General features: G+C 74.0%; 27 protein-coding genes. 13 read left to right on the top strand and 14 right to left on the bottom strand.

The annotated features are described in order from the left end of the window. Positions 1–42: 42 nt before the first annotated feature. Positions 43–993 (bottom strand): ABC transporter substrate-binding protein, encoded by a 951-nt coding sequence (locus tag AB0G11_RS15390; RefSeq protein WP_219501692.1) that lies wholly within the window; start codon positions 991–993, stop codon positions 43–45. Positions 994–1,206: 213 nt separating this feature from the next. Beyond that, positions 1,207–2,067 carry a Gfo/Idh/MocA family oxidoreductase gene (locus tag AB0G11_RS15385; protein WP_219501693.1) on the bottom strand — a complete coding sequence of 287 codons (861 nt, stop codon included), beginning with the start codon at positions 2,065–2,067 and terminating at the stop codon, positions 1,207–1,209. A gap of 100 nt (positions 2,068–2,167) precedes the next feature. Here AB0G11_RS15385 and AB0G11_RS15380 point away from each other — a divergent pair, with 100 nt between their 5' ends. Further along, positions 2,168–2,752: a histidine phosphatase family protein gene (locus AB0G11_RS15380; protein ID WP_219501695.1), complete on the top strand. Its 585-nt coding sequence runs from the start codon at positions 2,168–2,170 to the stop codon at positions 2,750–2,752. A gap of 44 nt (positions 2,753–2,796) precedes the next feature. Here AB0G11_RS15380 and AB0G11_RS15375 read toward each other — a convergent pair whose 3' ends face one another. From AB0G11_RS15375 to AB0G11_RS15365, 3 genes are all read right to left on the bottom strand, one after another. Further along, the gene (locus AB0G11_RS15375) at positions 2,797–3,057 is read right to left on the bottom strand and encodes a hypothetical protein (RefSeq protein WP_219501696.1); all 261 of its coding nucleotides are present in this window, start codon (positions 3,055–3,057) and stop codon (positions 2,797–2,799) included. An 87-nt stretch (positions 3,058–3,144) separates the two neighbouring features. Then, the gene (locus AB0G11_RS15370) at positions 3,145–3,381 is read right to left on the bottom strand and encodes a DUF397 domain-containing protein (protein WP_049559738.1); all 237 of its coding nucleotides are present in this window, start codon (positions 3,379–3,381) and stop codon (positions 3,145–3,147) included. Beyond that, entirely contained in the window at positions 3,382–4,203 is an 822-nt protein-coding gene (locus tag AB0G11_RS15365) for a helix-turn-helix transcriptional regulator (RefSeq protein WP_219501936.1), read from the bottom strand. It lies immediately after the preceding gene. A gap of 231 nt (positions 4,204–4,434) precedes the next feature. Here AB0G11_RS15365 and AB0G11_RS15360 point away from each other — a divergent pair, with 231 nt between their 5' ends. Next, positions 4,435–4,929, top strand: a complete 495-nt coding sequence (locus AB0G11_RS15360; RefSeq protein ID WP_219501697.1) for an ATP-binding protein — start codon at positions 4,435–4,437, stop codon at positions 4,927–4,929. A 77-nt stretch (positions 4,930–5,006) separates the two neighbouring features. Then, positions 5,007–7,400, top strand: a complete 2,394-nt coding sequence (locus AB0G11_RS15355; RefSeq protein ID WP_357586372.1) for a helicase-associated domain-containing protein — start codon at positions 5,007–5,009, stop codon at positions 7,398–7,400. Here the strand turns inward: AB0G11_RS15355 and AB0G11_RS15350 are convergent. Further along, the gene (locus AB0G11_RS15350) at positions 7,384–8,397 is read right to left on the bottom strand and encodes an ABC transporter substrate-binding protein (RefSeq protein WP_357586370.1); all 1,014 of its coding nucleotides are present in this window, start codon (positions 8,395–8,397) and stop codon (positions 7,384–7,386) included. The genes AB0G11_RS15355 and AB0G11_RS15350 overlap by 17 nt on opposite strands. A gap of 85 nt (positions 8,398–8,482) precedes the next feature. Here AB0G11_RS15350 and AB0G11_RS15345 point away from each other — a divergent pair, with 85 nt between their 5' ends. From AB0G11_RS15345 to AB0G11_RS15335, 3 genes are read left to right on the top strand one after another with little or no spacing between them, the layout of a single operon-like run. Next, positions 8,483–9,547, top strand: a complete 1,065-nt coding sequence (locus AB0G11_RS15345; RefSeq protein WP_357586368.1) for an iron chelate uptake ABC transporter family permease subunit — start codon at positions 8,483–8,485, stop codon at positions 9,545–9,547. Then, on the top strand, positions 9,544–10,551 hold the full coding sequence (locus AB0G11_RS15340) for an iron chelate uptake ABC transporter family permease subunit (protein ID WP_219501702.1): 1,008 nt from the start codon (positions 9,544–9,546) through the stop codon (positions 10,549–10,551). Before AB0G11_RS15345 ends, AB0G11_RS15340 begins: the two co-directional genes overlap by 4 nt. Continuing rightward, entirely contained in the window at positions 10,551–11,354 is an 804-nt protein-coding gene (locus AB0G11_RS15335; protein ID WP_219501703.1) for an ABC transporter ATP-binding protein, read from the top strand. The genes AB0G11_RS15340 and AB0G11_RS15335 overlap by 1 nt, the downstream gene beginning before the upstream one ends. A gap of 11 nt (positions 11,355–11,365) precedes the next feature. On the opposite strand, the gene AB0G11_RS15330 is transcribed toward AB0G11_RS15335, so the two are convergent. Next, on the bottom strand, positions 11,366–12,619 hold the full coding sequence (locus AB0G11_RS15330) for an ArgE/DapE family deacylase (RefSeq protein WP_219501704.1): 1,254 nt from the start codon (positions 12,617–12,619) through the stop codon (positions 11,366–11,368). A 60-nt stretch (positions 12,620–12,679) separates the two neighbouring features. Between AB0G11_RS15330 and AB0G11_RS15325 the strand changes: the two genes are divergently transcribed. Further along, complete coding sequence (locus tag AB0G11_RS15325) at positions 12,680–13,594, top strand: endonuclease/exonuclease/phosphatase family protein (RefSeq protein WP_357586366.1); 915 nt, start codon at positions 12,680–12,682, stop codon at positions 13,592–13,594. Positions 13,595–13,597: 3 nt separating this feature from the next. Here the strand turns inward: AB0G11_RS15325 and AB0G11_RS15320 are convergent, their stop codons facing one another. Then, the gene (locus AB0G11_RS15320) at positions 13,598–14,170 is read right to left on the bottom strand and encodes a DUF1349 domain-containing protein (RefSeq protein ID WP_246644268.1); all 573 of its coding nucleotides are present in this window, start codon (positions 14,168–14,170) and stop codon (positions 13,598–13,600) included. Positions 14,171–14,263: 93 nt separating this feature from the next. Here AB0G11_RS15320 and AB0G11_RS15315 point away from each other — a divergent pair, with 93 nt between their 5' ends. Beyond that, complete coding sequence (locus tag AB0G11_RS15315; protein ID WP_308125643.1) at positions 14,264–14,584, top strand: co-chaperone GroES; 321 nt, start codon at positions 14,264–14,266, stop codon at positions 14,582–14,584. Here the strand turns inward: AB0G11_RS15315 and AB0G11_RS15310 are convergent. Together AB0G11_RS15310 and AB0G11_RS15305 are read right to left on the bottom strand one after the other, a co-directional pair. Beyond that, the gene (locus AB0G11_RS15310; protein WP_357586364.1) at positions 14,575–15,501 is read right to left on the bottom strand and encodes a hypothetical protein; all 927 of its coding nucleotides are present in this window, start codon (positions 15,499–15,501) and stop codon (positions 14,575–14,577) included. The two genes, AB0G11_RS15315 and AB0G11_RS15310, sit on opposite strands and share 10 nt — an antisense overlap. A 54-nt stretch (positions 15,502–15,555) precedes the next feature. Further along, on the bottom strand, positions 15,556–16,107 hold the full coding sequence (locus tag AB0G11_RS15305) for a TIGR02611 family protein (RefSeq protein WP_308125644.1): 552 nt from the start codon (positions 16,105–16,107) through the stop codon (positions 15,556–15,558). 83 nt (positions 16,108–16,190) lie between these two features. On the opposite strand from AB0G11_RS15305, the gene AB0G11_RS15300 reads away from it, so the two are divergent. From AB0G11_RS15300 to AB0G11_RS15290, 3 genes are all read left to right on the top strand, one after another. Beyond that, positions 16,191–17,087: an aryldialkylphosphatase gene (locus AB0G11_RS15300; RefSeq protein WP_357586362.1), complete on the top strand. Its 897-nt coding sequence runs from the start codon at positions 16,191–16,193 to the stop codon at positions 17,085–17,087. A gap of 119 nt (positions 17,088–17,206) precedes the next feature. Beyond that, entirely contained in the window at positions 17,207–18,106 is a 900-nt protein-coding gene (locus tag AB0G11_RS15295; protein WP_357586360.1) for a histidine kinase, read from the top strand. After that, positions 18,103–18,753 carry a response regulator transcription factor gene (locus AB0G11_RS15290; RefSeq protein ID WP_357586358.1) on the top strand — a complete coding sequence of 217 codons (651 nt, stop codon included), beginning with the start codon at positions 18,103–18,105 and terminating at the stop codon, positions 18,751–18,753. Before AB0G11_RS15295 ends, AB0G11_RS15290 begins: the two co-directional genes overlap by 4 nt. On the opposite strand, the gene secY is transcribed toward AB0G11_RS15290, so the two are convergent. Further along, positions 18,746–20,035: a preprotein translocase subunit SecY gene (gene secY / locus AB0G11_RS15285; protein WP_219501710.1), complete on the bottom strand. Its 1,290-nt coding sequence runs from the start codon at positions 20,033–20,035 to the stop codon at positions 18,746–18,748. The genes AB0G11_RS15290 and secY overlap by 8 nt on opposite strands. An 86-nt stretch (positions 20,036–20,121) precedes the next feature. Here secY and AB0G11_RS15280 point away from each other — a divergent pair, with 86 nt between their 5' ends. Continuing rightward, positions 20,122–20,706 carry an ATP-binding protein gene (locus AB0G11_RS15280; RefSeq protein WP_219501713.1) on the top strand — a complete coding sequence of 195 codons (585 nt, stop codon included), beginning with the start codon at positions 20,122–20,124 and terminating at the stop codon, positions 20,704–20,706. Here AB0G11_RS15280 and AB0G11_RS15275 read toward each other — a convergent pair. Further along, positions 20,688–21,470 (bottom strand): putative hydro-lyase, encoded by a 783-nt coding sequence (locus tag AB0G11_RS15275; RefSeq protein ID WP_357586356.1) that lies wholly within the window; start codon positions 21,468–21,470, stop codon positions 20,688–20,690. The genes AB0G11_RS15280 and AB0G11_RS15275 overlap by 19 nt on opposite strands. A gap of 50 nt (positions 21,471–21,520) precedes the next feature. On the opposite strand from AB0G11_RS15275, the gene AB0G11_RS15270 reads away from it, so the two are divergent. After that, the gene (locus AB0G11_RS15270; protein WP_357586354.1) at positions 21,521–21,925 is read left to right on the top strand and encodes a hypothetical protein; all 405 of its coding nucleotides are present in this window, start codon (positions 21,521–21,523) and stop codon (positions 21,923–21,925) included. 53 nt (positions 21,926–21,978) lie between these two features. Here the strand turns inward: AB0G11_RS15270 and AB0G11_RS15265 are convergent, their stop codons facing one another. Both AB0G11_RS15265 and AB0G11_RS15260 read right to left on the bottom strand, forming a co-directional pair. Further along, positions 21,979–22,218: a hypothetical protein gene (locus AB0G11_RS15265; RefSeq protein WP_219501721.1), complete on the bottom strand. Its 240-nt coding sequence runs from the start codon at positions 22,216–22,218 to the stop codon at positions 21,979–21,981. Then, the gene (locus AB0G11_RS15260) at positions 22,218–22,442 is read right to left on the bottom strand and encodes a DUF6158 family protein (RefSeq protein WP_049559686.1); all 225 of its coding nucleotides are present in this window, start codon (positions 22,440–22,442) and stop codon (positions 22,218–22,220) included. The genes AB0G11_RS15265 and AB0G11_RS15260 overlap by 1 nt, the downstream gene beginning before the upstream one ends. Between the last annotated feature and the right edge of the window lie 38 nt (positions 22,443–22,480).

Here is a 22,480-nt window from a genome sequence, read left to right as displayed (position 1 = left end):
GCCGGGCGCGGGACGGCCCGGCCGCCGTTTCGGCGGACCGCACTAGCGGCCGGCCGCCTTGGTGACGGCGTCACCGATCGCCCGCGCCAGGTCGACGACGCGCGGGCCCCAGCGGGAGGCGACGTCGTCGTCCAGCTCGATCACCTGGTCGCCGGTGATGGCGGACAGGTTCTTCCAGCCGGGGCGCTTGGCCAGCGTCTCCTTGCTCTGCTGGCAGCACTTCACGTCGGCCAGGAAGATCAGGTCGGGGTCGGCCTGGGCGACGAACTCGGCCGACAGCTTCGGGTAGCCGCCTGCCGCGTCGGGCGCCTTGTCGGCGATGTTGGTGAGCCCGAACATGCCGTAGATCTGGCCGATGAACGTCGTGGACGTGACCGCGTACGGCGTCTGGTCGAGCTCGTGATAGTAGGTGAGGTCGGCCTTGGGCGCCTTGGCGGCCAGCTCGGCCATCGCCGTCTTCATCCCGGCGACGACCTCGTCCGCCTTGGCCCGGTTGCCGGTGGCGGCGCCCAGGTCGGTGATCTCGTCGTACGCCTCGTCCAGGTTGGTGGCGGCGGGCTCCAGCAGGACGGGCACGTTCAGCTTGCCCAGCTCGGCGACGACGTGGTCGATGTCGTCGGAGACGACGACGAGGTCGGGCTTCTGGGCGACGATGGCCTCGACGTTCGGCTTGAAGCCGGACAGATCCGTCTTCGGGGCCTCGGCCGGGTGGTTGGAGCGGTCGTCGACGGCGATCACCTGGGGGCCGGCGCCGATGGCGAACAGCGTCTCGGTGTGGGTGGCCGACAGCGAGATGATCCGCTGCGGCTTGGCGGCGAGGGTGACGTCGCCGTTGCCCGCCTTGACCGTGACGGGGAAGGCGTCGCCGGAGGACGAGGCGGAGGAGGAGGGGGCGGGGGTCGCGGGGGTGGCTGTCGTGCCGGTCTGGCCGCAGCCGGCCAGCAGCAGCGTTCCCAGCAGCGCGCCCGCGAAGGCCGTGCGTACGGGCCTCACGAGTAGTCCTTTCACACTGACGGAACCGAGAGACCCGCGAAGAGCGACGGATCACCCTTTTCCACGAGGGTTGATGACGTCACGCAGAGGCAGGCGACCTGGCTATGACAGTTGCGGGACAGCGCCGGATTCGCACCGGACTTCGCTGCAGCACTGCGCGTCGGACAAACGCTATCAACCCCCCAGAACGACAGCGACGTCAAGGGTGGGGCGTCACAAGGCGCGGACTTGGGACTCCGCCTCGGCGATGATCTCCTGGAGCCGCAGCCCGTGCGCGGCGTCGAGCGGGTGCCCGCCGCCCTGCCTGACCGTGCGGGCGAACTCCTCGGCGACCGCCGCCAGCGGGTCGCCGTCGCCGTGGGCGAGCACGGCGCTGCCCTTGCGGCCGTAGACGGCGAAGCTCGACGGGGGCAGCTCGCCCACGCCGGCCTGGCACAGCGACGCCTCGCTGACGGCGCCGCCCTCGTGCTCCAGCAGCAGCCCCACCCAGGTGAGCGGGTCGCCGTGGGCGCGCACGCCGGTGATCGGGCCGAGCGCGGCGTCGAGCAGGTCGATCACGTGCGGGCCGACGTCGAGCAGCGCGCCGCGCTCCAGCCGCCACGGGGTGGCGAACGGGTGGTCGCCCATGAGGGAGCCGGAGATGTTGGCCGCGTGCCCGCCGAACGGGTCGATCTCGGCGCACCGGGCCAGGAACGCGCGGGTCTCGGCGGCGTAGCGGAGGGTGAGCACCATCTGGCTGGGCACGCCCGCCTCGGCCACGGCGGCGGCCAGCCGCCTGGCGCCGTCCAGCGAGCCGGCGAGCGGCTTCTCCAGCAGCAGCGCCTTGCCCGCGCGGGCGGCGCGCACGCCCAGCTCGGCCTGCACGTCCGGCGGCACGCAGAACGCGACGGCCTCGCACGCGTCGAACAGCTCCTCGACCCGCTCGAACACCGGCGCGCCGAGCCGCGCGGCCGACTCCGGCCGCCGCGCCCACACCCCGGCGAGCCTGGTGTGCGGGCCCTCGGCCAGCATCGGCGCGTGCGCCATCTCGGCCCACGGCCCCGCCCCGATCAGCCCCACCGCCACTGGCTCCATGCCCCGATCTTACGGCGGCCCCGCAGGCGGGAGCGGAGCCGGGGGCGCCCCCTGCGGCCCCGGGAGGTCCGCGGCCGCGGCGGGCCGGGATGATGGTGCCATGGACGAGATGGTGTTGCTCAGGCATGGTGAGACCGAGTGGAGCCGGACGGGCAGGCACACCGGCCGCACCGACGTGCCGCTGACCGCGCGCGGCGAGGAGCAGGCGAGGGCGCTCGGGCCGCTGGTCAAGGAGCGCCCGTTCGACCTGGTCATGGTCTCCCCCGCGCAGCGGGCGAGCCGTACGGCGGAGCTGGCGGGGCTGACGGGGTTCGAGGTGGAGCCGGATCTGTGGGAGTGGGACTACGGCGGCTACGAGGGCATCACCACGCCGGAGATCAGGAAGACGCGGCCCGGCTGGTACCTGTGGCGTGACGGTGTGATCCCGGGCGCCCCCGGGCATCCCGGGGAGAGCGCCGCCGAGGCGGGCGCGCGGGCCGACCGGGTGATCGCGCGGGCGAGGCAGGCGGGCGGCCGGGTGGCGGTGGTGGCGCACGGCCACATCCTGCGCGTGCTGACGGCCCGCTGGCTCGGTCTGGAGCCCGCCGACGGGCGGCTGTTCAAGCTCGACACCGGCACGTACTCGCGGCTGGGCCTCGAGCACGGCGAACCGGTCATCACGACCTGGAACGCGCCCGTCGGCTGACGCCGGCCAGGGCGGTCCCCGGCGCCGGACGGGCGGCTCCCCCGTCAGGCCGCCGGGGCGTCGGCGGGCTGCGGCCCCCGGCCGGTCAGCCATTCCAGGACGCGGCGGTGGCCGGAGGCGGCGTCCTCGAAGTGCCCCCAGCGCCAGTAGCGCGGCTGGTCGCGGACGCCCGTCACCCAGGTGCGGTAGGAGACGGAGCCGCCGGTGTCCGCCGGCGCGACGCCGTAGGTGCGGATCACGACCTGGCCCCCAGGCGCGAACAGCACGTCGTCGGCGATCGGGTACAGGGTCATCTGCTGAAGCATGACCCGATCCTCCGGGTTCGGGCGGCACGGCCGGTTACGCCTCCGGCGCGCCTCGGTTACGTGAACCCGCCGGAGGTGAACAGGCTGTTACACGAGCAGCCCGTCGAACTCCCCGTCCTTCACCCCGAGCACGAGGGCCCGGATCTCGTCGCGGGTGTAGATCAGCGCCGGGCCGTCGGGGAAGCGCGAGTTGCGCACCGCGATGCCCCCGTCGGGCAGTTCGGCGAGCTCGACGCAGTTGCCCTGCGAGTTGCTGTAGCGGCTCTTGCGCCAGGCGACCTGGGTGAGGTCGGTGGCGGGCATGCCGTTGTAGGTCTGGTTCATCTACATCTTTCTGAGAAGGCCGCCGATGAGCTCGACGGTGCCCCCTGGCGTGGTGCTCTCCACGCACAGTTGCTCCATGGCGGTGAGGTACGGGTCGATGTCCTCACGTTTGTCCAGGTAGAGGGCACCCCAGAGCTGTTCGACGTAGACGACGTCCGACAGGTCGGACTCGGGAAACCGCAAGATGCTGAACGCGCCCCCCTCGGCAGCGTGCATGCCGTATTTGAAGGGCATCACCTGAATGGTGATGTTGGGCAGGGCGGCGACTTCCAGCAGATGCCGGAGCTGCTCGGCCATGACCTCTCGGCCGCCGATGGTCCGCTTGAGCGTCGCCTCGTCGATGACGGCCCACAGGCGCGGCCCGTCCTTCTGGGTGAAGCGCTCCTGCCGTTGCATGCGCATATGCACGCGGCGTTCGATCTTGTCGGCGGACAGGTCGGGGTTGCCGAGCTGGAACACCGCCCGCGCGTAGGCGGAGGTCTGCAGCAGGCCGGGCACGAACTGCACCTCGTAGGTGCGGATCACGCTGGCCGCTTCCTCCAGGCCGACGTACGTGGTGAACCAGTGCGGAAGCTCGGCCGAGTATTTGTGCCACCATCCCGGGGTGTTGGCCTCGCGCACCATCTCCAGCAGAGCACGCCGTTCGGCGTTGTCGACGACGCCGTAGAGCGTGAGCAGGTCCTCGACGTCACGTGTCTTGAATCCGACGCGCCCGAGCTCCATCCGGCTGATCTTGGACTCGGAGGCCCGGATGTGGAATCCGGCCTGGTCGCGGGTCAGCCCGCTCTCCTCGCGCAGCCGCCGCAGGCTCGCACCGAGCATGATGCGCCGAACGGTCGAACCGGAACCGGGCGGATCGATGGACACGTGGTGCTCCTTGGTCGTTTCCTTGCCACACAGTCTGTCACTTCACAACCCATAGATCATGGGCTGCGGACAAGATCCCCTTTCCCACTGATTGACCTTTTGACGACCAACCGTAGCGGCTGCACGAGTTGTCTGCACGTGCATTCGCTCTTGCACCTGCACGAGAGTCTGTCGCAGAATGATCACGTGCATCCCACCCTGGCGCCGGGCCTGTGGACCACGTTCGACTGGTGGCCACCGGTCGGCTGGTGGCCCGAGGCCGCGCGCGATCTGCTGGTGCCCGGCCCTGTCTCGAGCGCCACGTTCGTGCTCCCCGCCACCGCCTCGTCCGTCCACGCCGCCCGCAGTTTCACCGCCGGGGTGCTGTCGGCCTGGGACCTTCCGGAAGTGGCCGACAACATGGAGCTGGTGGTCTCCGAGCTGGCCACCAACGCGCTGCGTCACGGCCTGCGCCTGGAGGAGCCCCGCTGCGAACGGCCCGTCCACATGTCGCTGGTGCGCCGCGGACCCCTGGTGACCAGCGCGTTCACCGATCCGGGCACCTCGGTGCCGGTGCTCCGCTATCCGGGCCCGCTCGACCCCGGCGGGCTCGGGCTCCACATCGTCGAGTCGCTCAGCCTCCGCTGGGGCTGGTCCGCCCTCGCCCCGCATGGGAAGATCGTCTGGGCAGTTCTCTCCTGACCGGGTGTGATCTGCATTACCGTGGATGGTCATGGCTCACGGTGAGTCCTACGCGCGACCCATGAGAGTGCTGACCGATGGACGATCACCTGCTCGGCTGGCTCCGGACCCTCGACGAGGACAGGCTCTGCCGCATCCTGTCCAACCGCCCTGACGCCATCGCCGCACCGTGGCCGCGCCGGCTCGACACGCTGGCCCAGCGCCTGAGCAACGGCTTCGCCGCCATGGAGGCGCTGCGCCGCCTGCCGCTGCCCTGCCTCCAGCTCGCCGAGGCCTGCCTGGTGCCGGCCAGGCCGACCGCCGAGCGGCTGGCCGGGCTGCTCGGCAGGCAGCCGGCGGAGCTGAGCCCGTGGCTCGACCGCCTCTACGACCACGCGCTGGCCTGGCCGGGCGACGACGGCGAGATCCACCTGTCGGAGGCCGTGGCGCGCTCGTGGAGCACGCCGCTCGGCCTGGGCGAGCCGCTCGACCACTACCTCAACTCCTGGACGATCAGCACCGACACGCTGCGCGCCCTGGCCCGCAACCTGGGCCTGCCGCCCCACTCCAACAAGCGCCGCACGATCACCCGGGTGAGCGAGGCGCTCGCCGACCCGTCCCGCGTGGAGGCGCTGCTGCGTCACGCCCCCGGCGGCACCCGCGACCTGCTCGACGCCTTCGCCTGGGACGGCCCCGTACGCGACGTCGACGGCGGCCGGTTCGTCACGCCGGGCACGCCGGAGAAGTGGTCGGCCGACCACGGCCTGCTCTACCGGCCGAGCTGGCACGTCGCCGAGATGCCGCGCGAGGTGGCGCTGTGCCTGCGCGGGCCCGGCTACCGTCCGCCGTTCGCGGCGCGGGCGCCCGAGCTGCCCACGCTGCCGGTCGACCCGGAGGAGGTCGACCATCTGATGACGCTCGCCGCGCCGCACGTCGTCGAGCGGTGCGCGGCCCTGCTCGACAACACGGCCAAGACGCCGCTGCCGCTGCTCAAGACCGGCGGCGTCGGCGTGCGCGAGGTGCGCCGGGTGGCCAAGGAGACGGGCTGCGACGAGGACGAGACCCGGCTGCTGCTGGAGGTCTGCGCGGTGGCGCGGCTGCTGGCCTGGGACGAGCCGTCGGGCGGGCTGGTGCCGACCGAGCGGTTCGACCGGTGGCGGCTCGACGAGGGCGCGGCCCGGCTGCGGGTGCTGCTGTCGGCCTGGTGGCGGATGGAGCGTTCGTCGCTGCGCAAGGTCGACGGCCGCTACGGCACGCTGCTGGGCGACGACCAGTCGGGCCCGGCCGTGGCGCGGGTGCGCCGCGCCGTGCTGTCGGTGCTGGCGCACCTGCCGTCGGGCACGGCGTTCGCCGGCCGTGACGGCCTGGTGGCCAGCGTGCACTGGCACGCCCCGCTGCTCGACCGCGAGCTGCTGGGCGCGTGCGCGTCCGCGGTGATCGACGAGGCGCGGCTGCTCGGCCTGCTGGCCAACGACGCGCTCACCGACCTGGGGCGGGCGCTGGCCGGGCTGTCGGACCGGGCGGGCGAGGAGAGCGACGACTCGGTGCCGCTCGTCGAGCACGACCCGGCGCTGGTGGAGGCGTCCACCCGGGCGCTGGCGAGCGTGCGCAGGAGCGCCCTGTTCGGGCCCGACCTGACCGCGGTGGTGACCGGGCCGCCGTCGGCGGAGCTGGCCGCGCTGCTCGACCGGGTGGCCGAGCGCGAGTCGCGCGGCGCCGCCTCGGTCTGGCGTTTCACCACCGAGAGCGTACGGCGCGCGCTCGACCGCGGCTACGACGCCGACGAGCTGCTGGAGGAGCTGGCCGAGGTCGGCACGATCCCGCAGCCGCTCGACTACCTGGTGCGTGACGTGGCGCGGCGGCACGGCGAGGTGACGGTGACCACGGTCGGCTGCGTCGTGCAGGCGTCCGACCCGTCGCTGCTGGCGGAGATCGCCGCCCACCGCAGGCTGTCGCGGCTGGGGCTGCGGCTGCTGGCCCCGACGGTGCTGGTCGCCTCGGCCGACGCCGAGCGGACCCTGGCCGCGCTGCGCGAGCACGGTTACGCGCCGGTCCCGGTCGCCGACACCGGCGAGATCGCCATCCGCCGCACCCGTGCCGAGGAGCCGCACGGCGGCAAGCTCATCCTGCTGCCGGGCGGCCAGGTGGCCGAGCTGGACCGGGCGCCGCACGTGATCGCCGAGCCCTCGCCCGACCCGCAGGAGCACGCCCGCCGCCTGATCGCCGACAGCCGGTCGGCGGCCGAGCAGGGCGGGCGCACCTGGGCGGTGATCGGCAGGATGGCCACCCGGCTGCCGACGGCCCAGCAGTCGCTGCTCGGTTTCGTCGTCGACCGGGGCGTGCGGGCCGGGATCACGCTGACCGGCGGCCTGACCGCCACCGTGAGCCACGGCGAGCTGCGCGGCGGGGCGCTGGACGCGTGGTGCGAGGAGGCGGGCGACTACCTGGAGTTCCCGCTCGCCGAGATCGTCGAGGTCAGGGGAGCTTACTAGCCTTCGCCAGGTTGGCCACCATCTCCTCCAGGACCGCCGCGTACGACTGGTAGCTGAAGGGCGCTTCGGCGCGCCACGCGTAGAGCTGCCCGGCCTTGACCGCGGGCAGCCCGGCGAAGGCGGGCTTCTTGAGCATCTCCTCGGGCTTGAGCGCCTGGGTGCGGGTGTCGTGCAGGATCACGTCGGCCGCGTAGGCGTCGGCGTTCTCCCAGCTGAGGCTCTGGAAGAAGCCCGCCTCGTCCACCTTGTCGGGGGTGACGACGTTCAGGCCGAGCTCGGCGGCGTAGGTGAGGTCGGGGTGGTGGGGCGGGTTGGCGACCCACATGCCGTCGGGCCCGGCGGAGATCACCAGGACCTTGAGGTCCTTGAACCGGGCCAGTTCCTTGCCGGCGGCCGCCATCCTGGCCTTGGCCTCGGCGACGCCCGCCATTCCGGCCTTGAGCGAGGCGGCCAGCTCCTCGTAGCGGCCGATGATCGCGGTGGCGCCGCGGCCGGTGAGCATGATGCCGGCGGTGGGGGCGACCTGCTCGATCGCGTCCTTGGAGCGTTCGGGCACGTACCAGAGGGTGTCCTTGTCGTACATGCCGGTCACGAGCAGTTCGGGGCGCAGGCCGATGTACTGCTCGACGTTGAACTCGTCCCAGGCGTTGCCCAGGCCGGTGACCTGGCTGATGTCGACGCTGCCCGCCTGCGGGTCCTTGGCGCCGTCCTCGAGCTTGTGCGGGCCGAAGACGGCGATGGGGCGGACGCCGAAGTCCCACAGCGCGGCGGCGGCGCCGACCTGGGCGACGACCCGCGTGGGCGTGGCGGCCAGCTCGATCTTCTTGCCGCGGTCGTCGGTGAACGTCCACGCTCCCCCGGCGGTGGCCGGGGCCGAGGACCCCGCCGTGGCCTGTCCGCCGCCACCGCTGCCACCGCCGCCCGTGCCGCAGGCCGACAGCAACAGCGCGCCCGTGGCGGCGAGGAAGCCCCTGCGGGCCAGGACCGGTCCCGGCATGTGCAACTCCTTAGGTTAGGCTTGCCTTTCAAGCAGAGCTTTAGATTAGCCTTACCTAAGCTTGCCGTTGACGAAAGGGGGGCGGGTGCGGCCCGCTGAGCAGACCACGCCGCCCGGCGCCGCCGCAGCGCCCGCCCCGCCGCGCACGGGAGGCCGCCGGGCCGCGCTCGCCACCGGGCTCCTCGTCGCGGCCGCCGCGCTCGTGCTGGTGGCGCTGGCCGGCGTCGCGCTCGGCGCGCGGTCCATGCCGTGGACGGCCGTGTTCGACGCGTTCCTGGCCTTCGACGGCTCCGCCGACCACACCGTCATCCGCGACGTACGGGTGCCGCGCACGCTGCTCGGGATCGGCGTCGGCGCCGCGCTCGGGCTGGCCGGGGCGCTCATGCAGAGCCTGACGCGCAACCCGCTGGCCGACCCCGGGCTGCTCGGCGTCAACCAGGGCGCGGCGCTCGGCGTCACGCTCGCGCTCGGCGTGTTCGGGCTCTCCGACCCCGCCGTGTACGTGTGGTTCGCGTTCGCGGGCGCGGCGGCGGCCTCCGTCGTGGTGTACGCGCTCGGCTCGGCCGGCCGCTCCGGAGGCGGCCCGGTCCGGCTGGCGCTGGCCGGGATCGCCGCCGGCATGGTGTTCACCGCCGCGTGCTCGGCCATCCTGCGCCTGGACACGCAGACGTTCGACCGGATGCGCTTCTGGCTGGCCGGATCGCTGGCCGGGCAGGGCGCCGAGACCGCGGCGCGGCTCGCCCCGTTCCTGGTCGCCGGGCTGGTGCTCGGGCTGCTGCTGGGCCGCCCGCTCAACATGCTGTCGCTGGGCGACGACGCCGGCAGGTCGCTGGGCGTCGCCGTCACCCGGACCCGCGCGCTCACGGCGGTCGCCGTGACGCTCCTGTGCGGCTCGGCCACCGCCGCCGCCGGGCCGCTGTGGTTCGTCGGCCTGGCCGTGCCCCACGCCGTCCGCGCCGTGGTCGGCCCCGATCAGCGCTGGGTGCTGCCCTACTCGGCACTCGTCGCGCCCGTGCTGCTGGTCGGCGCCGACGTGGCCGGGCGGCTGATCGCCAGGCCCGGCGAGGTGCAGGTCGGCATCATGTGCGCGGTCATCGGGGCGCCGGTCTTCATCCTGCTGGCCCGGCGCAGGAGGCTGGCCGCGCTATGACCGTACGTGTCGGCCCCTGGTCCGTCCGGCTCGCGCCGAGGGCGCTGCTCACCGGCGCGCTGCTGCTCCTGGCCGCGGTCGCGGTGAGCGTGGTGGCGATCTCGACCGGCGAGTTCACCGTGCCCGTGCCGGACGTGCTCGCCGCCCTGGTCGGCGAGGGCACTCCCGTCGCCGAGCTGATCGTCGCCGAGCTGCGCGCCCCGCGCGTCGTCACCGGGCTGCTGGTCGGGGCCGCGTTCGGGGTGTGCGGCGCGATCTTCCAGAGCCTCACCAGGAACCCTCTCGGCAGCCCCGACTTCATCGGCTTCACCGCCGGCGCCTCGACCGGCGGCATCCTGGCCGTCGTCGCCGGCGGCTCCGCCCTCGCCGTCTCCGGCGGCGCGCTGGCCGGCTGCGTGATCACCGCGCTGCTCGTGTACGGCATGGCGTTCCGGCGCGGCGTCCAGGGCTACCGGCTCGTCCTCGTCGGCATCGGCGCCAACGCCCTTCTCCTGGCCGTGAACTCGTACCTGCTGACCAGGGCGAACATCAACGACGCCGCCACCGCCGGAGCCTGGCTCACCGGCAGCCTGAGCGGGCGCGGCTGGGAGCACGCCGTCCCCGTGGCGCTCGCGCTCGCCGTGCTGCTGCCCGTCGGCGCGGCGCTCGCCAGGCCGCTGCGCATGATCGAGATGGGCGACGACGCCGCCCGCGCCGTGGGCATCGGCGTCGAGCGCGTCCGCGCCGCCGCCGTCGTCACCGGCGTGCTGCTGTGCGGCGTCGCCGTCGCCGCCGCCGGGCCCGTCGTCTTCGTCGCGCTCGCCGCGCCGCAGCTCGCCCGCCGGCTCACCCGCTCCGCCGGCGTCACCCTGGCCTCCTCCGCGCTCATGGGGGCCGTCCTGCTGACCGTCTCCGACCTGGCCGCCCAGCGCCTGCTCGCCCCCACCCAGCTGCCCGTCGGCGTGGTGACCGCCGCCATCGGCGGCACGTACCTCGCCTTCCTGCTGCGAAAGGACCGTTACTGATGGCCGACGCCCGCCTGTACGGCAGCGACCTCACCCTCGCCTACGACCAGCGGGTGGTCGCCACCGAGCTGAACGTGGCGATCCCGGACCGGTCCTTCACCGTGATCATCGGCCCGAACGCGTGCGGCAAGTCCACCCTGCTGCGCGCCCTGGCCAGGATGCTCAAGCCGAGGACCGGGGCGGTGCACCTCGACGGCAGCGTGATCACCGCGCTGCCGTCCAAGGAGGTCGCCCGGCGGCTCGGCCTGCTGCCGCAGAGCTCGATCGTGCCCGACGGGATCACCGTCGCCGACCTGGTCTCCCGGGGGCGCTACCCGCACCAGCGGCTCATGCGGCAGTGGTCCAGGGCCGACGAGGCGGCGGTGACCGAGGCGATGCGCGCCACCGACGTGACGGAGCTGTCGGACCGCATCGTCGACGAGCTGTCCGGCGGGCAGCGGCAGCGCGTCTGGCTCGCCATGGCGCTGGCCCAGGAGACGCCGATCCTGCTGCTGGACGAGCCGACGACGTTCCTCGACATCGCCCACCAGATCGAGGTGCTCGACCTGTGCGCCGACCTGCACGAGGCCGGGCGCACCCTGGTCGCCGTGCTGCACGACCTCAACCAGGCGTGCCGCTACGCGACGCACCTGATCGTCATGCGGGACGGCCAGGTCGTCGCGGAGGGCGACCCCCGGGAGGTGGTCACGCCGGAGCTGGTGGAGCGGGTGTTCGACCTGCGCTGCGAGATCATCACCGACCCGCAGTCGGGCACCCCGCTCATCGTCCCGGAGCACCGCCGCCGCGTCTCCTCCCCCGCCTGACCGCTGGGGGTTCAGCCGGGCAGGCAGCGGCGTACCGCGAGGAGGGCGACGGCGCGGGTGACGGCGAGCAGTTCGGAGAGGGGGACCTGCTCCCGCGGCGCGTGCGCGTAGCGGGCGTCGCCGGGCCCGTAGTGAAGCGTGGGGATGCCCGCCGCCGCGTACAGCCGCAGGTCGCTGCCGTAGGGGGCGGCGGACTCCGGCAGCGTGACCCCGCTGACGTCGGCCGCCGCCTGCCGGACCTCGGCGAGCAGCGGGTGGCCGGCCGGCAGCCTGCCGCTGGCGAACTGGCCGCCGGGCCAGGTGACGGCGGGCGGGTGGGCGCGCAGGAACGGGTGGGCCGCCGACAGCACCGCCTCCTCGAACGCGGCCCGCGCCTCGGCCGGGTCCTCGTCCAGCCGCACCCCGAGCCGCCCTTCGGCGACGAGCAGGTCGGGGACGCTGCTCGCCCAGTCGCCGGCGCGGACGGTGCCGACCTCGATCGGGTACGGCAGCGCGTTCCCGGCGAACTGGGCCGGGACGTCGCGGTTGCGGTCGGCCTCCAGCCGCCGGATCGCCTGGAACACCGGCCAGAACACCTCGACGGCGTTGACCCCTTCGAGGCGGGTGGCGCCGTGGGCGGCCCTCCCGGCGACCTCGATCCGGAACGTCAGCGCCCCGGCGCAGGCGCTGATGACGGCTCCGCTGGTTGGCTCGGTGATGAGGGCCGCCTCGGCGGTGTGCCCCCGGGCCAGGGTGCCGAACGCGCCGAGCCCGCCGTCCTCCTCGCTGACCACGCAGTGCACGGCGAGGGGTCGTTCCAGGGCGATCCCGGCCCGGTGGACGGCCCGGACGGCGGCCAGGTTGGCGGCCAGCCCGGCCTTCATGTCGCACGCGCCGCGCCCGTGCAGGACGTCGCCGGAGATGCGGGCGGCGAACGGGTCGCTGCCCTCCCACTTGGCCAGGTCGCCGGTGGGCACCACGTCCACGTGCCCCTGCAGCGCGAGCGCGGGCACGCCACCGCCCCCGGTGACGCCCACCACGCCGTACGCCTCCACGCGGGGCGCCTCGGTGCCCGGGAAGCCGTCGCGGGCGCGCAGGTCGTCGAGGTCGAGCTTCCAGACGTCGACGTCCATGCCCGCCTCGGTGAGCAGCCCCGCGACGTGATGTTGCAGCTCGGACTCGGCGTCGGTGCCGGTCACGCTGGGCACCCGGACGAGGTCGGCCAGCAGGTTGACGGTCTCCGCCTCGTCGATGGCGTTGAGGACTCGGGTCTCGGCGTCGCGCATGGTGCACACCATCTCATGTCAGGACGTGAACCCCCAGGGGCCCGGGTGGCGATACAGGGCGTGCGCATTCTGGTGTGGGTGATGGTGGCGCCGTTCGCGGTGTGGGCCGCGGTGCGGGTGTCGGGGTTCGAGCCGGACTGGCCGTGGGTGCCGCTGGTGGCGTTCACCCCGTACGCGGCGGTGGTGGCGGCGGCGGGGCTGGTGCTGGCGGCGCTGGCGAGGCGGCGGGCCGCCGCGGTGGTGGCGCTGGCGGCCACGGTGGCGCTGGGCGGCGCGGTGGCGCCGCGCGCGTTCGCCGACAGCGAGGCGGCCTCGGGCGGGCCGGCGCTGCGGGTGCTGGCGGCCAACCTGATGTTCGGCCTGGCGGACGCGGCGGACCTGGAGGCGCTGGTGACGCGGGTGCGCCCGGACGTGCTGACGTTGCAGGAGCTGACGCCGGACGCGCTGGAGCGCATCGATCCGCGCCTGCGGCGGGCGCTGCCGTACGCGGTGACGAGCCCCAAGCGTGGGGCGGGCGGTTCGGCCGTGTACGCGCGGCATCCGCTGACGGCGGGGCCGCTGCTGGAGTTCGGCGGGTTCCGGCAGGCGGGCGCGGTGCTGACGGCGCCGGGCGGGACGCGGGTGGAGATCGTGTCGGTGCACCCGTGCGCGCCACGCCGCTACGGGCGGCAGCCGTGCTGGCGGGCGGGGCTGGAGGCGCTGCCCCGCGCGGGCGGGCCGCTGCGGGTGCTGGCGGGCGACTTCAACGCCACGCTCGACCATCTGCCGATGCGTGACCTGCTCGCCTCCGGCTACCGGGACGCGGCGGACGTGACGGGGCACGGGCTGGCGGCCACCTGGCCGCAGAGCCGGCTGCCCGGCGTGGCCATCGACCACGTGCTGGCCGACGCCCGCATGGGGGTGCGCGAGTTCGGCGTGCACGGGCTGAAGGGCACCGACCACCGGCCGGTGTTCGCGGTGGTCACGCTGCCGTGAGGGTCAGCAGCCGGCCAGGCGGACGTCGCTGAAGCGGACGGCGAAGCCCTGGCCCGCGGGCGCGGCGGCCATGGCCCCGGCGAGCGCGGGAGCGTCGGGCGGGAAGTAGGCCAGGCGGAGCAGGTGCTGCGGCGCCTCGTCGCCGAGCCCGTAGCGGACGGTCACGGCGTCGCCCTGGCGCTCCAGGTCGATCGTGACCTGGTCCGCCGGGGCGTCGAGCGGCAGCACGGACCAGTCGGAGCGCTCGCGGGTGACGACGGTGCTCAGGTGGTGGTGGCCGTCGACGTACTCGACGCCGGCCTTGATCCAGGTGCTCTCGTCGATGCGGAGCAGCGCGCCGGCCTGGTCGTACTGGTCGGCGTAGTCGCCGCTGAAGGTCACCGTGAGCCGCAGGTCGCCCCGGACCTGGCGGCCGAACTGGTGCGCGGTGTCGAAGGTGTAGCCGTAGTGGGTGCGCCGCCACAGGTCGGTGCCCGCATCGCAGAACAGGCTGAGGCCGTCGTCCGCCGTCCACTGGCGGGGCGGGTTCGTCCATTGCCAGCCGGTCGCGCCGAAGGCCATGATCATGGCTTTCATCCTGCCATGATCGGTCATGCCGTGTAAGGAGCGTTCCTCAGGATGAGATGCCGCGTGAGTCCCCGGCCCGGCGCGGAACGTAAACTTGGCCCCGTGGTAGAGCCCAAGTTCGAGATTCAGATGCTGCACGACCGGGTCATGGTCCGGCTGGAGCAGGAGTCCCAGGAGCGCCGCAGCGGCTCCGGCATCGTCATCCCCGCGACGGTCAAGCTGGCCAACCGGCTGGCGTGGGGCGAGGTCTGCGGCGTCGGCTCGAACGTGCGCTCGGTCAAGGTCGGCGACAAGGTGCTGCTCAACCCGGAGGACCAGTTCGAGGTGGAGCTGCACGCCCAGGTCTACCTGGTCATGCGCGAGCGCGACCTGCACGCGGTGGCCACCCAGGAGACCGACCACGGCACCGGCCTCTATCTCTGAGGCCCGGGCGCCGCCCGGGTGAAGGACAGCCACAGGTCGGCGCCCCACGTCCTGGTGGGGACGGCGGCGAGCACCCGGCTCACCCTCCCGTCGAGTCCGACCACGGCCAGCCTGTAGGCGCCGCGGTGCGCCATGACGGCGATCAGGTGGCTCTCGTCCCACCAGCCGAACACCGCCTCCGGCTCGACGGGCACGCGGCGGGCGACGCGCCCGGTCGCGGTGTCGGCCAGGCACACCTGTCCGGCGAACCGCGACGGGCACCACAGCGCCATCCGGTCGCCCGACGGCGAGAACGAGTCCTCCGGCCCGGTGGGCAGCCCGGCGCCGGGCAGGGTCCGCACCACCTTCCCGTCGGACGCGCGGTGCACGCGCAGGCCCGTGCCGTGCCGGGTGACCAGGTTGCCGCCGGGCGTCCACCAGAACCCGGCCTCGGCGCCCAGCCCGGCGACCGTGACGGTGCGGGCGCTGCCCGCCGCCACGTCCACGACGGTGAACCCGGCCGGGCGCCACCGCCCGCCGCTCTTCTTCTCGACGGTGAGCGCCACGCGCCGGCTGTCACGGCTCCAGGAGACGTACGACGCGGTGAGGGGCTTCTTGACAGTGCGGACCCGCCTCGTCTTGCCCGTGGCCCGGTCGGTGAGGAGCAGGCTGTCGTGCCCGGCCCGGTAGGCGCGCGGCACGCCGGCGACGGTGCGGCCGTCGGGCGAGAACGCCGCCTCCGACAGGGCCCGCTGCCGGGCGAACCGGTCGCCGGTGCGCAGGTAGGCGCCCTTGGTGCCGAGCCCGTAGGCGGTGAGGCGCACCGGATCGCCGGAGCGCTCCTGATAGGTCATGCCCGTGCCCGGCAGGGAGAGGTCCGCCTGGACGGCCGGGGCGGTCACGACCAGCGACAGCGCGAGAGCGATGTGGGCGATCACGCCCGAAGAATAGACACCGGGCGGCGCGATCCGGCGGACCGATAGCGAAGCGGTCTAGCGCAGGACGTATTGCCGGGCGAGCTGGACGACGTCGACGCCGATGGTGCGCAGGCCCAGGTAGACGATCGCGGTGGCGGCGATCACGGTGACGAGCGCGACGAGGATCTTGACGGTCCAGCCCTGCCGCTTGTACCACTCGGTCCAGGCGTGCAGCGTGCGCTTGCCGAACTCCAGCACCTTGTGCGCCCAGTGGAACTCGGTGGCCAGCACGGCGAGCCCGGCGAACACCACGAGCCAGCCCGGCCCGGGGAAGGGCACCATGACCAGGCCCCCGCCGACCATGAGCACGCCGATGACGCCGACCACGATCTTGAGGGTGAGCGCTCCCGCGGGGGTCGAGCGGACCCGGTCACGCCAGCCCCGGATGCCGGACCGGTGCGCGGGCATGCTCGACCGGCGCGCCGCCTCGCCCTTGACGATGTCGGCGTCACCCGTTTCGGAATTCTGCGTCGGCACGGTCCCCCCGGACTGGTCGGTGTCGTTCCCAGGATAGGGCCCGGCGTCCGGCCGGGTGTGCCCGAACCCGGAGAACGCAGCAGACGCCACCTAAACGCGATACACAGTAAAATTTCCCGCTTGATCAGGCAACTCCCGACAATCGTCGGATATCGTCTGGTATGCCCGAGGTCATGCTACGCACCGTCACCGGCCCCATCCGCGCGGCCGCCGTCACGGGTGCCATTCTCCCCCACGAGCACCTGCGCACCGACATGCGCTGGGCGGTGGGCATCGACTCCGACCCGCAGCGCTGGCTCGACGAGGAGCAGTCCGTCACCGCCGAGCTCCGCGAGCTGCGCCAGTCCGACGACCTCGGCCTGGTCGTGGACCTGACCTGCCTGGGCATGGGCCGCGACGCCGCCGGGCTCGCCCGCGTCGCGGCGGGCAGCCGGGTGCCCGTGATCGCCGCCACCGGCCTGTACGCCGAGCCGTTCGCACAGCCGGGCGAGCGGGACGTGGACGAGCTCACCGCCCTGCTCATGACCGACATCTCCGACGGCCTCGACGGCACCGGCGTCTTCCCCGGCGTGATCGGCGAGGTCGGCTGCTGGGGCGCCCGCCCGACGGCCGCCGAGGAGCGCAGCCTGGCCGCCGCCGCCCGCGCGTCGCTGGCCTCCCGCCTGTCGGTGGCCACCTACGGCCAGGACGGCCTGGGCATGCTGGAGATCCTGCTCACCCGCGGCCTGCCGGGCTCGCGCGTGGCCGTCGGCTACGCGGGCGCCGACCCGGCCGTGGCCCGCAAGATCGCCGAGACCGGCGCGTACGTGAGCCTCGGCGCGCTCGGCCTGGGCGCCGAGCAGGCGGCCAGGATCGCGCTCGGCCTCATCGAGGAGGGCCACGCCGGCCGCCTGCTCCTCAGCACCGGCGTGAACCGGGTGGCGCAGCTGCGCCGCTACGACGGCCCCGGCTACCGCACGCTGTTCGGCACGCTGCTGCCCGCGCTGCGCGAGGCCGGGGTGGACGACGGCACGCTGCGCGGCATCACGCACGACAACCCGCTGCGCTGGCTGACCGACGGCCTGAGCTGACCGGCCGCGGGCCGGCGCGGCCCGCCCCCGTGCAGGCCGCCTCCCGGCGCCGGACGCGCCGCGCCCGGGCCGCCGCGACTGGCTAGGATCGTGGCGACACGAGCCTGGCCGGGTGGGGGATGGTGACGCGGAGACACGAGCACGGCCGTGCGCGCCGGGCGCGCGCGGCGCTGTCCCGGCTGTCCCGGCTGTCCCGGCTGGGCCGGCTCGGCGATGTCCCGGTCGTCGTCATGCTGGCGTGGGCCGGCTGGCTGGCGGTCCCGTGGTCGTTCACCGGCCTCGCCCAGGCGCGCGCCGCCGCCGCTGCCGCCGCCACCCCTCCCCCGCCGCCCGCCTTCCATGACGTGCGGCACGCGGCCTCCCCGCCGCCCGCCGATCAGCGCGTACGCGACGCCGCGCCCCCGCTGGAGGTCGCGCCGGCGGCACGGCTGCGCGCGGAGCTGGCCGGGGAGGTGCACGACGCGGCCGGCCACGGGCTGGCGGCGATCGCCATGCAGGCCGGGGTCGCGCTGGTGTCGCTCGACGACGACCCCGAGCAGGCCCGCCGGTCGCTGGAGGCGATCCGCGAGACCAGCACGCGCACGCTCGCCGGGCTCAGGGCCGCCCTCGACCGCATCGACGGCGGCCCGGCTCCCGGCGCGCTGGCCGACGACCTGACGGGGCTGATCGCCGGGGTGCGCGCCGCCGGGCTGCCGGTCGACGTGGAGCTCGCCGATCCGGGCGTCCCGGCCCATCTGCGGGGCGCCGTCTACGGGGTGGTGCGCGAGTCGCTGACCAACGTGCTGCGGCACGCGGGCCCGACCAGGGCGCTGGTGCGGGTGGCCGCCGACCCGTGCGCGTACGTGCTGGAGGTGGCCGACCGGGGCGTGGGCTGGACGGGCGCGGCCGAGGGCCGGGGGCTCGCCGGGATGCGCGCCCGGGTGGCCGACGCGGGCGGCCGGTTCACCGCGGGCCCGCGCGAGGGCGGCGGCTTCCGCGTCGTGGCCCGCTTCCCCCGCGAACAGGCGCCGGCGGCGTGATCCGGGTCGCGGTGGCCGACGACCAGGCCGTGGTGCGGATGGGGCTGCGCGCGCTGGTGCAGCGCGAGCCCGACCTGGAGTTCGCCGGCGAGGCGCCCGACGGCGCGGCGGCGCTGGCGCTGCTGCGGCGCGAGCGCCCCGACGTGCTGCTGCTCGACATCCGGATGCCCGGCATGGACGGCCTCGACACGCTGCGCGCGATCGCCGCCGACGCCGGGCTGGCCGCGACCAGGGTCGTGGTGGTGACGACGTTCGCCGAGGACGCGTACGTGTTCCAGGCGCTTCAGGCGGGCGCGAGCGGGTTCGTGCTGAAGGACGGCGCACCGGAGGAGCTGGTCAACGCGGTGCGCGTGGTGGCGGCGGGCGAGGCGCTGCTGTCCCCGGCGATCACCAGGAAGGTCATCGGCCTGTTCGGCCGGCCCGGCGCGGCCCCGGTGGAGGGCCTGGCGACGCTGACGCCGAGGGAGCGGGAGCTGGTGGCCTGGGTGGCGACCGGCATGTCCAACGAGGAGATCGCCGGCGAGCTGGTGATCAGCCCCGACACGGTCCGCACGCACGTCAGCCGGGCCATGGTCAAGCTGCGCGCCCGCGACCGGGCGCAGCTCGTGGTGTTCGCGATGCGGGCCGGGCTGACGCCGCCTACCTGAGGAACCCCTCGTAGGCGCGCTGCTGCACCTGGGCCTCGACCTGTTTGACGGTTTCGAGGCCGACGCTGACCATGATGAGCACGCTGGTGCCGCCGAACGGGAAGTTCTGCTGGGTGGAGGGGTCGCGCAGGATCGCGAACGCCACCAGCGGCACCAGGGCCAGCACCGCCAGGTAGGCGGCCCCGGGCGCGGTCAGCCGGGTCAGCACGTGGGCCAGGTATTCGGCGGTGGCCCGGCCCGGCCGCACCCCCGGGACGAATCCCCCGTACTTCCTGATGTTGTCGGCCACCTCGACGGGATTGAACGTGATGGACACGTAGAAGTAGGCGAATCCCACGACGAGCAGCACGTACACGCTCATGTAGAGCGGGCTGTCGCCCGTGGCGAGGTGGCGGGAGACCCACGCGCCGGCCTCCGGGCCGAGCATCGGCGCGGCGAGGGCGGGCAGGTAGAGCAGCGCCGAGGCGAAGATCACCGGCACGATCCCGGCCTGGTTGACCTTGAGCGGGATGTAGGTGCTGGTCCCGCCGTACAGCCGCCGGCCCACCAGCCGCCTGGCGTACTGCACCGGCACCCGCCGCTGCGCCTGCTCGACGAACACCACGGCCGCCACCACGAACGCCCCCGACACCATGATCACCGTGAACGCGACGGGGCTCACCAGGAGCATCGTGGACATGTAGCCGGGGAACACGGCCACGACCTGCGTGAACATCAGCAGCGACATGCCGTTGCCGATCCCCCGGGCGGTGATCAGCTCGCCGATCCACATGACCACGCACGTCCCGGCGACCATCGTGACGACGAGCACGGCCACGGCGAGCAGCCCGTCGTCGCGCAGCAGCGGCCTGGCGCAGCCCGGCAGGAGCTGCCCGGAGCGCGCGAGGGCGACGACGGTGGTGGCGTTGAGCACGGCCAGCGCGACGGTCAGGTAGCGGGTGTACTGGGTGATCCGCGCCTGCCCGGACTGTCCCTCCTTGCGCAGCGCCTCCAGCCGGGGCACCACGACGGTGAGCAGCTGCATGACGATGCTCGCGGTGATGTACGGCATCACGCCGAGCGCGAACACCGACAGCCGCAGCATCGCGCCCCCGCTGAGGAGCTGCACCATGTCGAACAGCCCGCCGCGCGCCGCGCCCGCGCACTCCCGCACCGCCAGCACGTCCACGCCCGGCGTCGGCAGCACCTGCCCCAGCCGGAACAGGGCCAGCAGCCCCAGCGTGAACAGCAGCTTCCCGCGCAGTTCCGGCATCCGGAACGCCCTGGTCAAGACCGTCAGCATGGTTCCGAAGTCTGGCCGCGCGCCCCCGTCCCGGTCGTCCGCCCAGCCGCGGCTCCGGCGTACGCGGATCCGCGTACGCTGATCGCGTGCGGGCGACGGTGTGGGTGGTCAGCGGGCCGCCGGGAGCGGGCAAGTCCACGGTGGCGGCGGCGCTGCTCGCGCGCCTGTCCCCCGTCCCGGCCGTCCTGGACAAGGACACGGTGTACGGCGGGATCGTCGCGGAGCTCCTGCGCGCCCACGGCAGGCCGCACGGCGAGCGTGAGGGCCCCTGGTACGACGAGCACGTCAAGCACCACGAGTACGACGGCCTGACCAGGACCGCCGCGCACATCCGGGCGCACGGCTGCCCGGTGCTGCTCGACGGGCCGTTCACCGGGCAGGTGCACGACGCCGGACGGTGGGCGCGCTGGGTGGCCGAGCTGGGCGGCGAGCCGGTGCGGTTGCTGTGGGTGCGCTCCGACGGCCCGACGCTGCGCGCCCGACTGGCGGAGCGCGGGCTGGCGCGCGACGCGGGCAAGCTCGCCGCGTTCGACGCCTACCTGGCGCGCATCAGGGCCGGCGAGCCGCCGGTCGTGCCGCACGTCGAGATCGACAACCGGCCGGGCGCGCCCGCGCTGGACGCCCAGCTCACGGCGGCGGGGCTCCTGGACCCTTACGGGCCCACCCGGTAGTCGTCGTCACGCACGTCCATGATCGCCATGTGACCGGGCAGGTGGCCGATGGCGAACTCGACGCCGCTCGCCATGATCGCCGCCTGCGGCGTCACCCCGCACGCCCAGAACAGCGGCACCTCGCCCGGCCGCACCTCGGCCGGGTCGCCGAAGTCCGGCCAGCCCAGGTCGGCGATGCCGAGCTCGGCCGGGTCGCCCACGTGCACGGGCGCCCCGTGCACCATCGGGTAGCGTCCGCTCACCTCCACGGCCGTCGCCACCAGCGCCTCCGGCACCGGCCGCATCGACACCACCAGCGGCCCCGACAGCGACCCCGACGGCTCGCACGGCCGGTTCGTGCGGTACATCGGCACGTTCGTCCCCTGCTCCAGGTGCCGCACCGGGACGCCCTCGGCCAGCAGGGCGCGTTCGAAGGTGAAGCTGCAGCCGATGAGGAACGGCACCAGGTCCGGCCGCCAGTCCTCGACCACCTGGTCCACGTCGGCGACCGGCCGCCCGTTGCGGTAGACCCGGTAGGCGGGCAGGTCGGTGCGCAGGTCGCCGCCGAACAGCCGGGTCCGCACCGAGCCCGGCTCGCCCACGTCCAGCACCGGGCACGCCCGCGCGTTGCGGTGCGCGAACAGCAGCAGCTCGTAGGCCAGCTCCTTCGGCACCGCGATCAGGTTCGCCTGCGTCCAGCCCCGGCACCAGCCCGCCGTCGGGGCCCGCTCGCCCGCGCGGAACCGCTCGCGTGCCCGCCCGGGAGTCAGGTCTGCGACATCCACCCTTCGACAGTACGCGTGAAGTCATGATTTTTCGGGATAGCGGGCCGGTCGTGCGTCTCGACGTTAACCTCCTCGACCACGTCCTCATCGCCCTGTACTTCGCCACCGTGCTCGGGATCGGCTTCGCGGCCCGCCGCCGGATCAGCTCCAGCCTGGACATCTTCCTGGCCGGACGCGGTCTGCCCGCGTGGATCACCGGGCTGGCGTTCGTCTCGGCCAACCTGGGCGAGGACCCCGACGCCACCACGGGCGGCCACCCCCGGGGGGTGCGCCCGACCGCACCCAAGTCCTCCCCGACGCCACACTGGGGGCCGCAATCCGCTCGGAGGGCTTGGGCAGGGGATGGCGCCCGCCCGGTGAAGGAGGTGGGGGCCCTGGCGCGCCCGCGGCCGGGCTCGCGCCGGAGGAGGGCGCGGCTCTGGGCACGGGTCAGCGCCCCGCCCGCCGCCGGATGACCCGAGGCGGCGGCCGTGCGCGCCCCGCCGCGTCGCAGGCGGGCGCGAGCGCTCTAGTACTCGACCTCGAACGTGTGCGGCCCCAGCCCGTAGCCGTCGTCGCCCTTGGGCAGCACGTGCCCCTGGTCGATCAGCGTGCGCAGGCTGTCGCGCACCTCGTCCTCCTCCAGCCCGGTCGCCCGGACGAGTGAGCCGAAGCCGGCCCAGCCGTGCTCTACGGCTTCGGCGGCGATCGCCTCGTACACGTGGATGTCCACGTCCGACAGGACCTGGACGTCATGATCGTCAGCCATCACCGCAACCTCGCCCCCTCGCGGAGCCGGTTCGGGTCGACGTCGCGCTCGGGGAAGCGGCGCAGGTATTCGGCCTCCATCTCGTTGGTGCGTGAGGTGTGCCGGTCAAGGGCGTCGTCAGAGCCGTGCATGAGTGTCTCGGTCCGGGTCGCGTGCAGTTGCCGCAGCTCGCGCAGCAGATCGTCGTCGCTGAGGGCTGCCGGGTCGATTCCCATCGTCGTCATGCGCTCCCCCTACCCCGGAAGCGCGCAACAATATATGT

The sequence above is a fragment of the Nonomuraea sp. NPDC023979 genome (assembly GCF_040639085.1).
Taxonomy (GTDB): domain Bacteria; phylum Actinomycetota; class Actinomycetes; order Streptosporangiales; family Streptosporangiaceae; genus Nonomuraea; species Nonomuraea ceibae.
This window is presented reverse-complemented; position numbering and strand designations above follow the sequence as displayed.

Excerpts from the sequence above, each read along its gene's own strand:
- AB0G11_RS15385 (WP_219501693.1), bottom strand. The coding sequence starts at position 2,067 with ATGGAGCCAGTGGCGGTGGGGCTGATCGGGGCGGGGCCGTGGGCCGAG.
- AB0G11_RS15340 (WP_219501702.1), top strand. The coding sequence starts at position 9,544 with ATGACCGTACGTGTCGGCCCCTGGTCCGTCCGGCTCGCGCCGAGGGCG.
- AB0G11_RS15335 (WP_219501703.1), top strand. The coding sequence starts at position 10,551 with ATGGCCGACGCCCGCCTGTACGGCAGCGACCTCACCCTCGCCTACGAC.
- AB0G11_RS15355 (WP_357586372.1), top strand. The coding sequence starts at position 5,007 with ATGGACGATCACCTGCTCGGCTGGCTCCGGACCCTCGACGAGGACAGG.
- AB0G11_RS15375 (WP_219501696.1), bottom strand. The coding sequence starts at position 3,057 with ATGCTTCAGCAGATGACCCTGTACCCGATCGCCGACGACGTGCTGTTC.
- AB0G11_RS15265 (WP_219501721.1), bottom strand. The coding sequence starts at position 22,218 with ATGGCTGACGATCATGACGTCCAGGTCCTGTCGGACGTGGACATCCAC.
- AB0G11_RS15295 (WP_357586360.1), top strand. The coding sequence starts at position 17,207 with ATGGTGACGCGGAGACACGAGCACGGCCGTGCGCGCCGGGCGCGCGCG.
- AB0G11_RS15260 (WP_049559686.1), bottom strand. The coding sequence starts at position 22,442 with ATGACGACGATGGGAATCGACCCGGCAGCCCTCAGCGACGACGATCTG.
- secY (WP_219501710.1), bottom strand. The coding sequence starts at position 20,035 with ATGCTGACGGTCTTGACCAGGGCGTTCCGGATGCCGGAACTGCGCGGG.
- AB0G11_RS15330 (WP_219501704.1), bottom strand. The coding sequence starts at position 12,619 with ATGCGCGACGCCGAGACCCGAGTCCTCAACGCCATCGACGAGGCGGAG.
- AB0G11_RS15380 (WP_219501695.1), top strand. The coding sequence starts at position 2,168 with ATGGACGAGATGGTGTTGCTCAGGCATGGTGAGACCGAGTGGAGCCGG.
- AB0G11_RS15370 (WP_049559738.1), bottom strand. The coding sequence starts at position 3,381 with ATGAACCAGACCTACAACGGCATGCCCGCCACCGACCTCACCCAGGTC.
- AB0G11_RS15320 (WP_246644268.1), bottom strand. The coding sequence starts at position 14,170 with ATGAAAGCCATGATCATGGCCTTCGGCGCGACCGGCTGGCAATGGACG.
- AB0G11_RS15300 (WP_357586362.1), top strand. The coding sequence starts at position 16,191 with ATGCTACGCACCGTCACCGGCCCCATCCGCGCGGCCGCCGTCACGGGT.
- AB0G11_RS15365 (WP_219501936.1), bottom strand. The coding sequence starts at position 4,203 with ATGCTCGGTGCGAGCCTGCGGCGGCTGCGCGAGGAGAGCGGGCTGACC.
- AB0G11_RS15350 (WP_357586370.1), bottom strand. The coding sequence starts at position 8,397 with ATGCCGGGACCGGTCCTGGCCCGCAGGGGCTTCCTCGCCGCCACGGGC.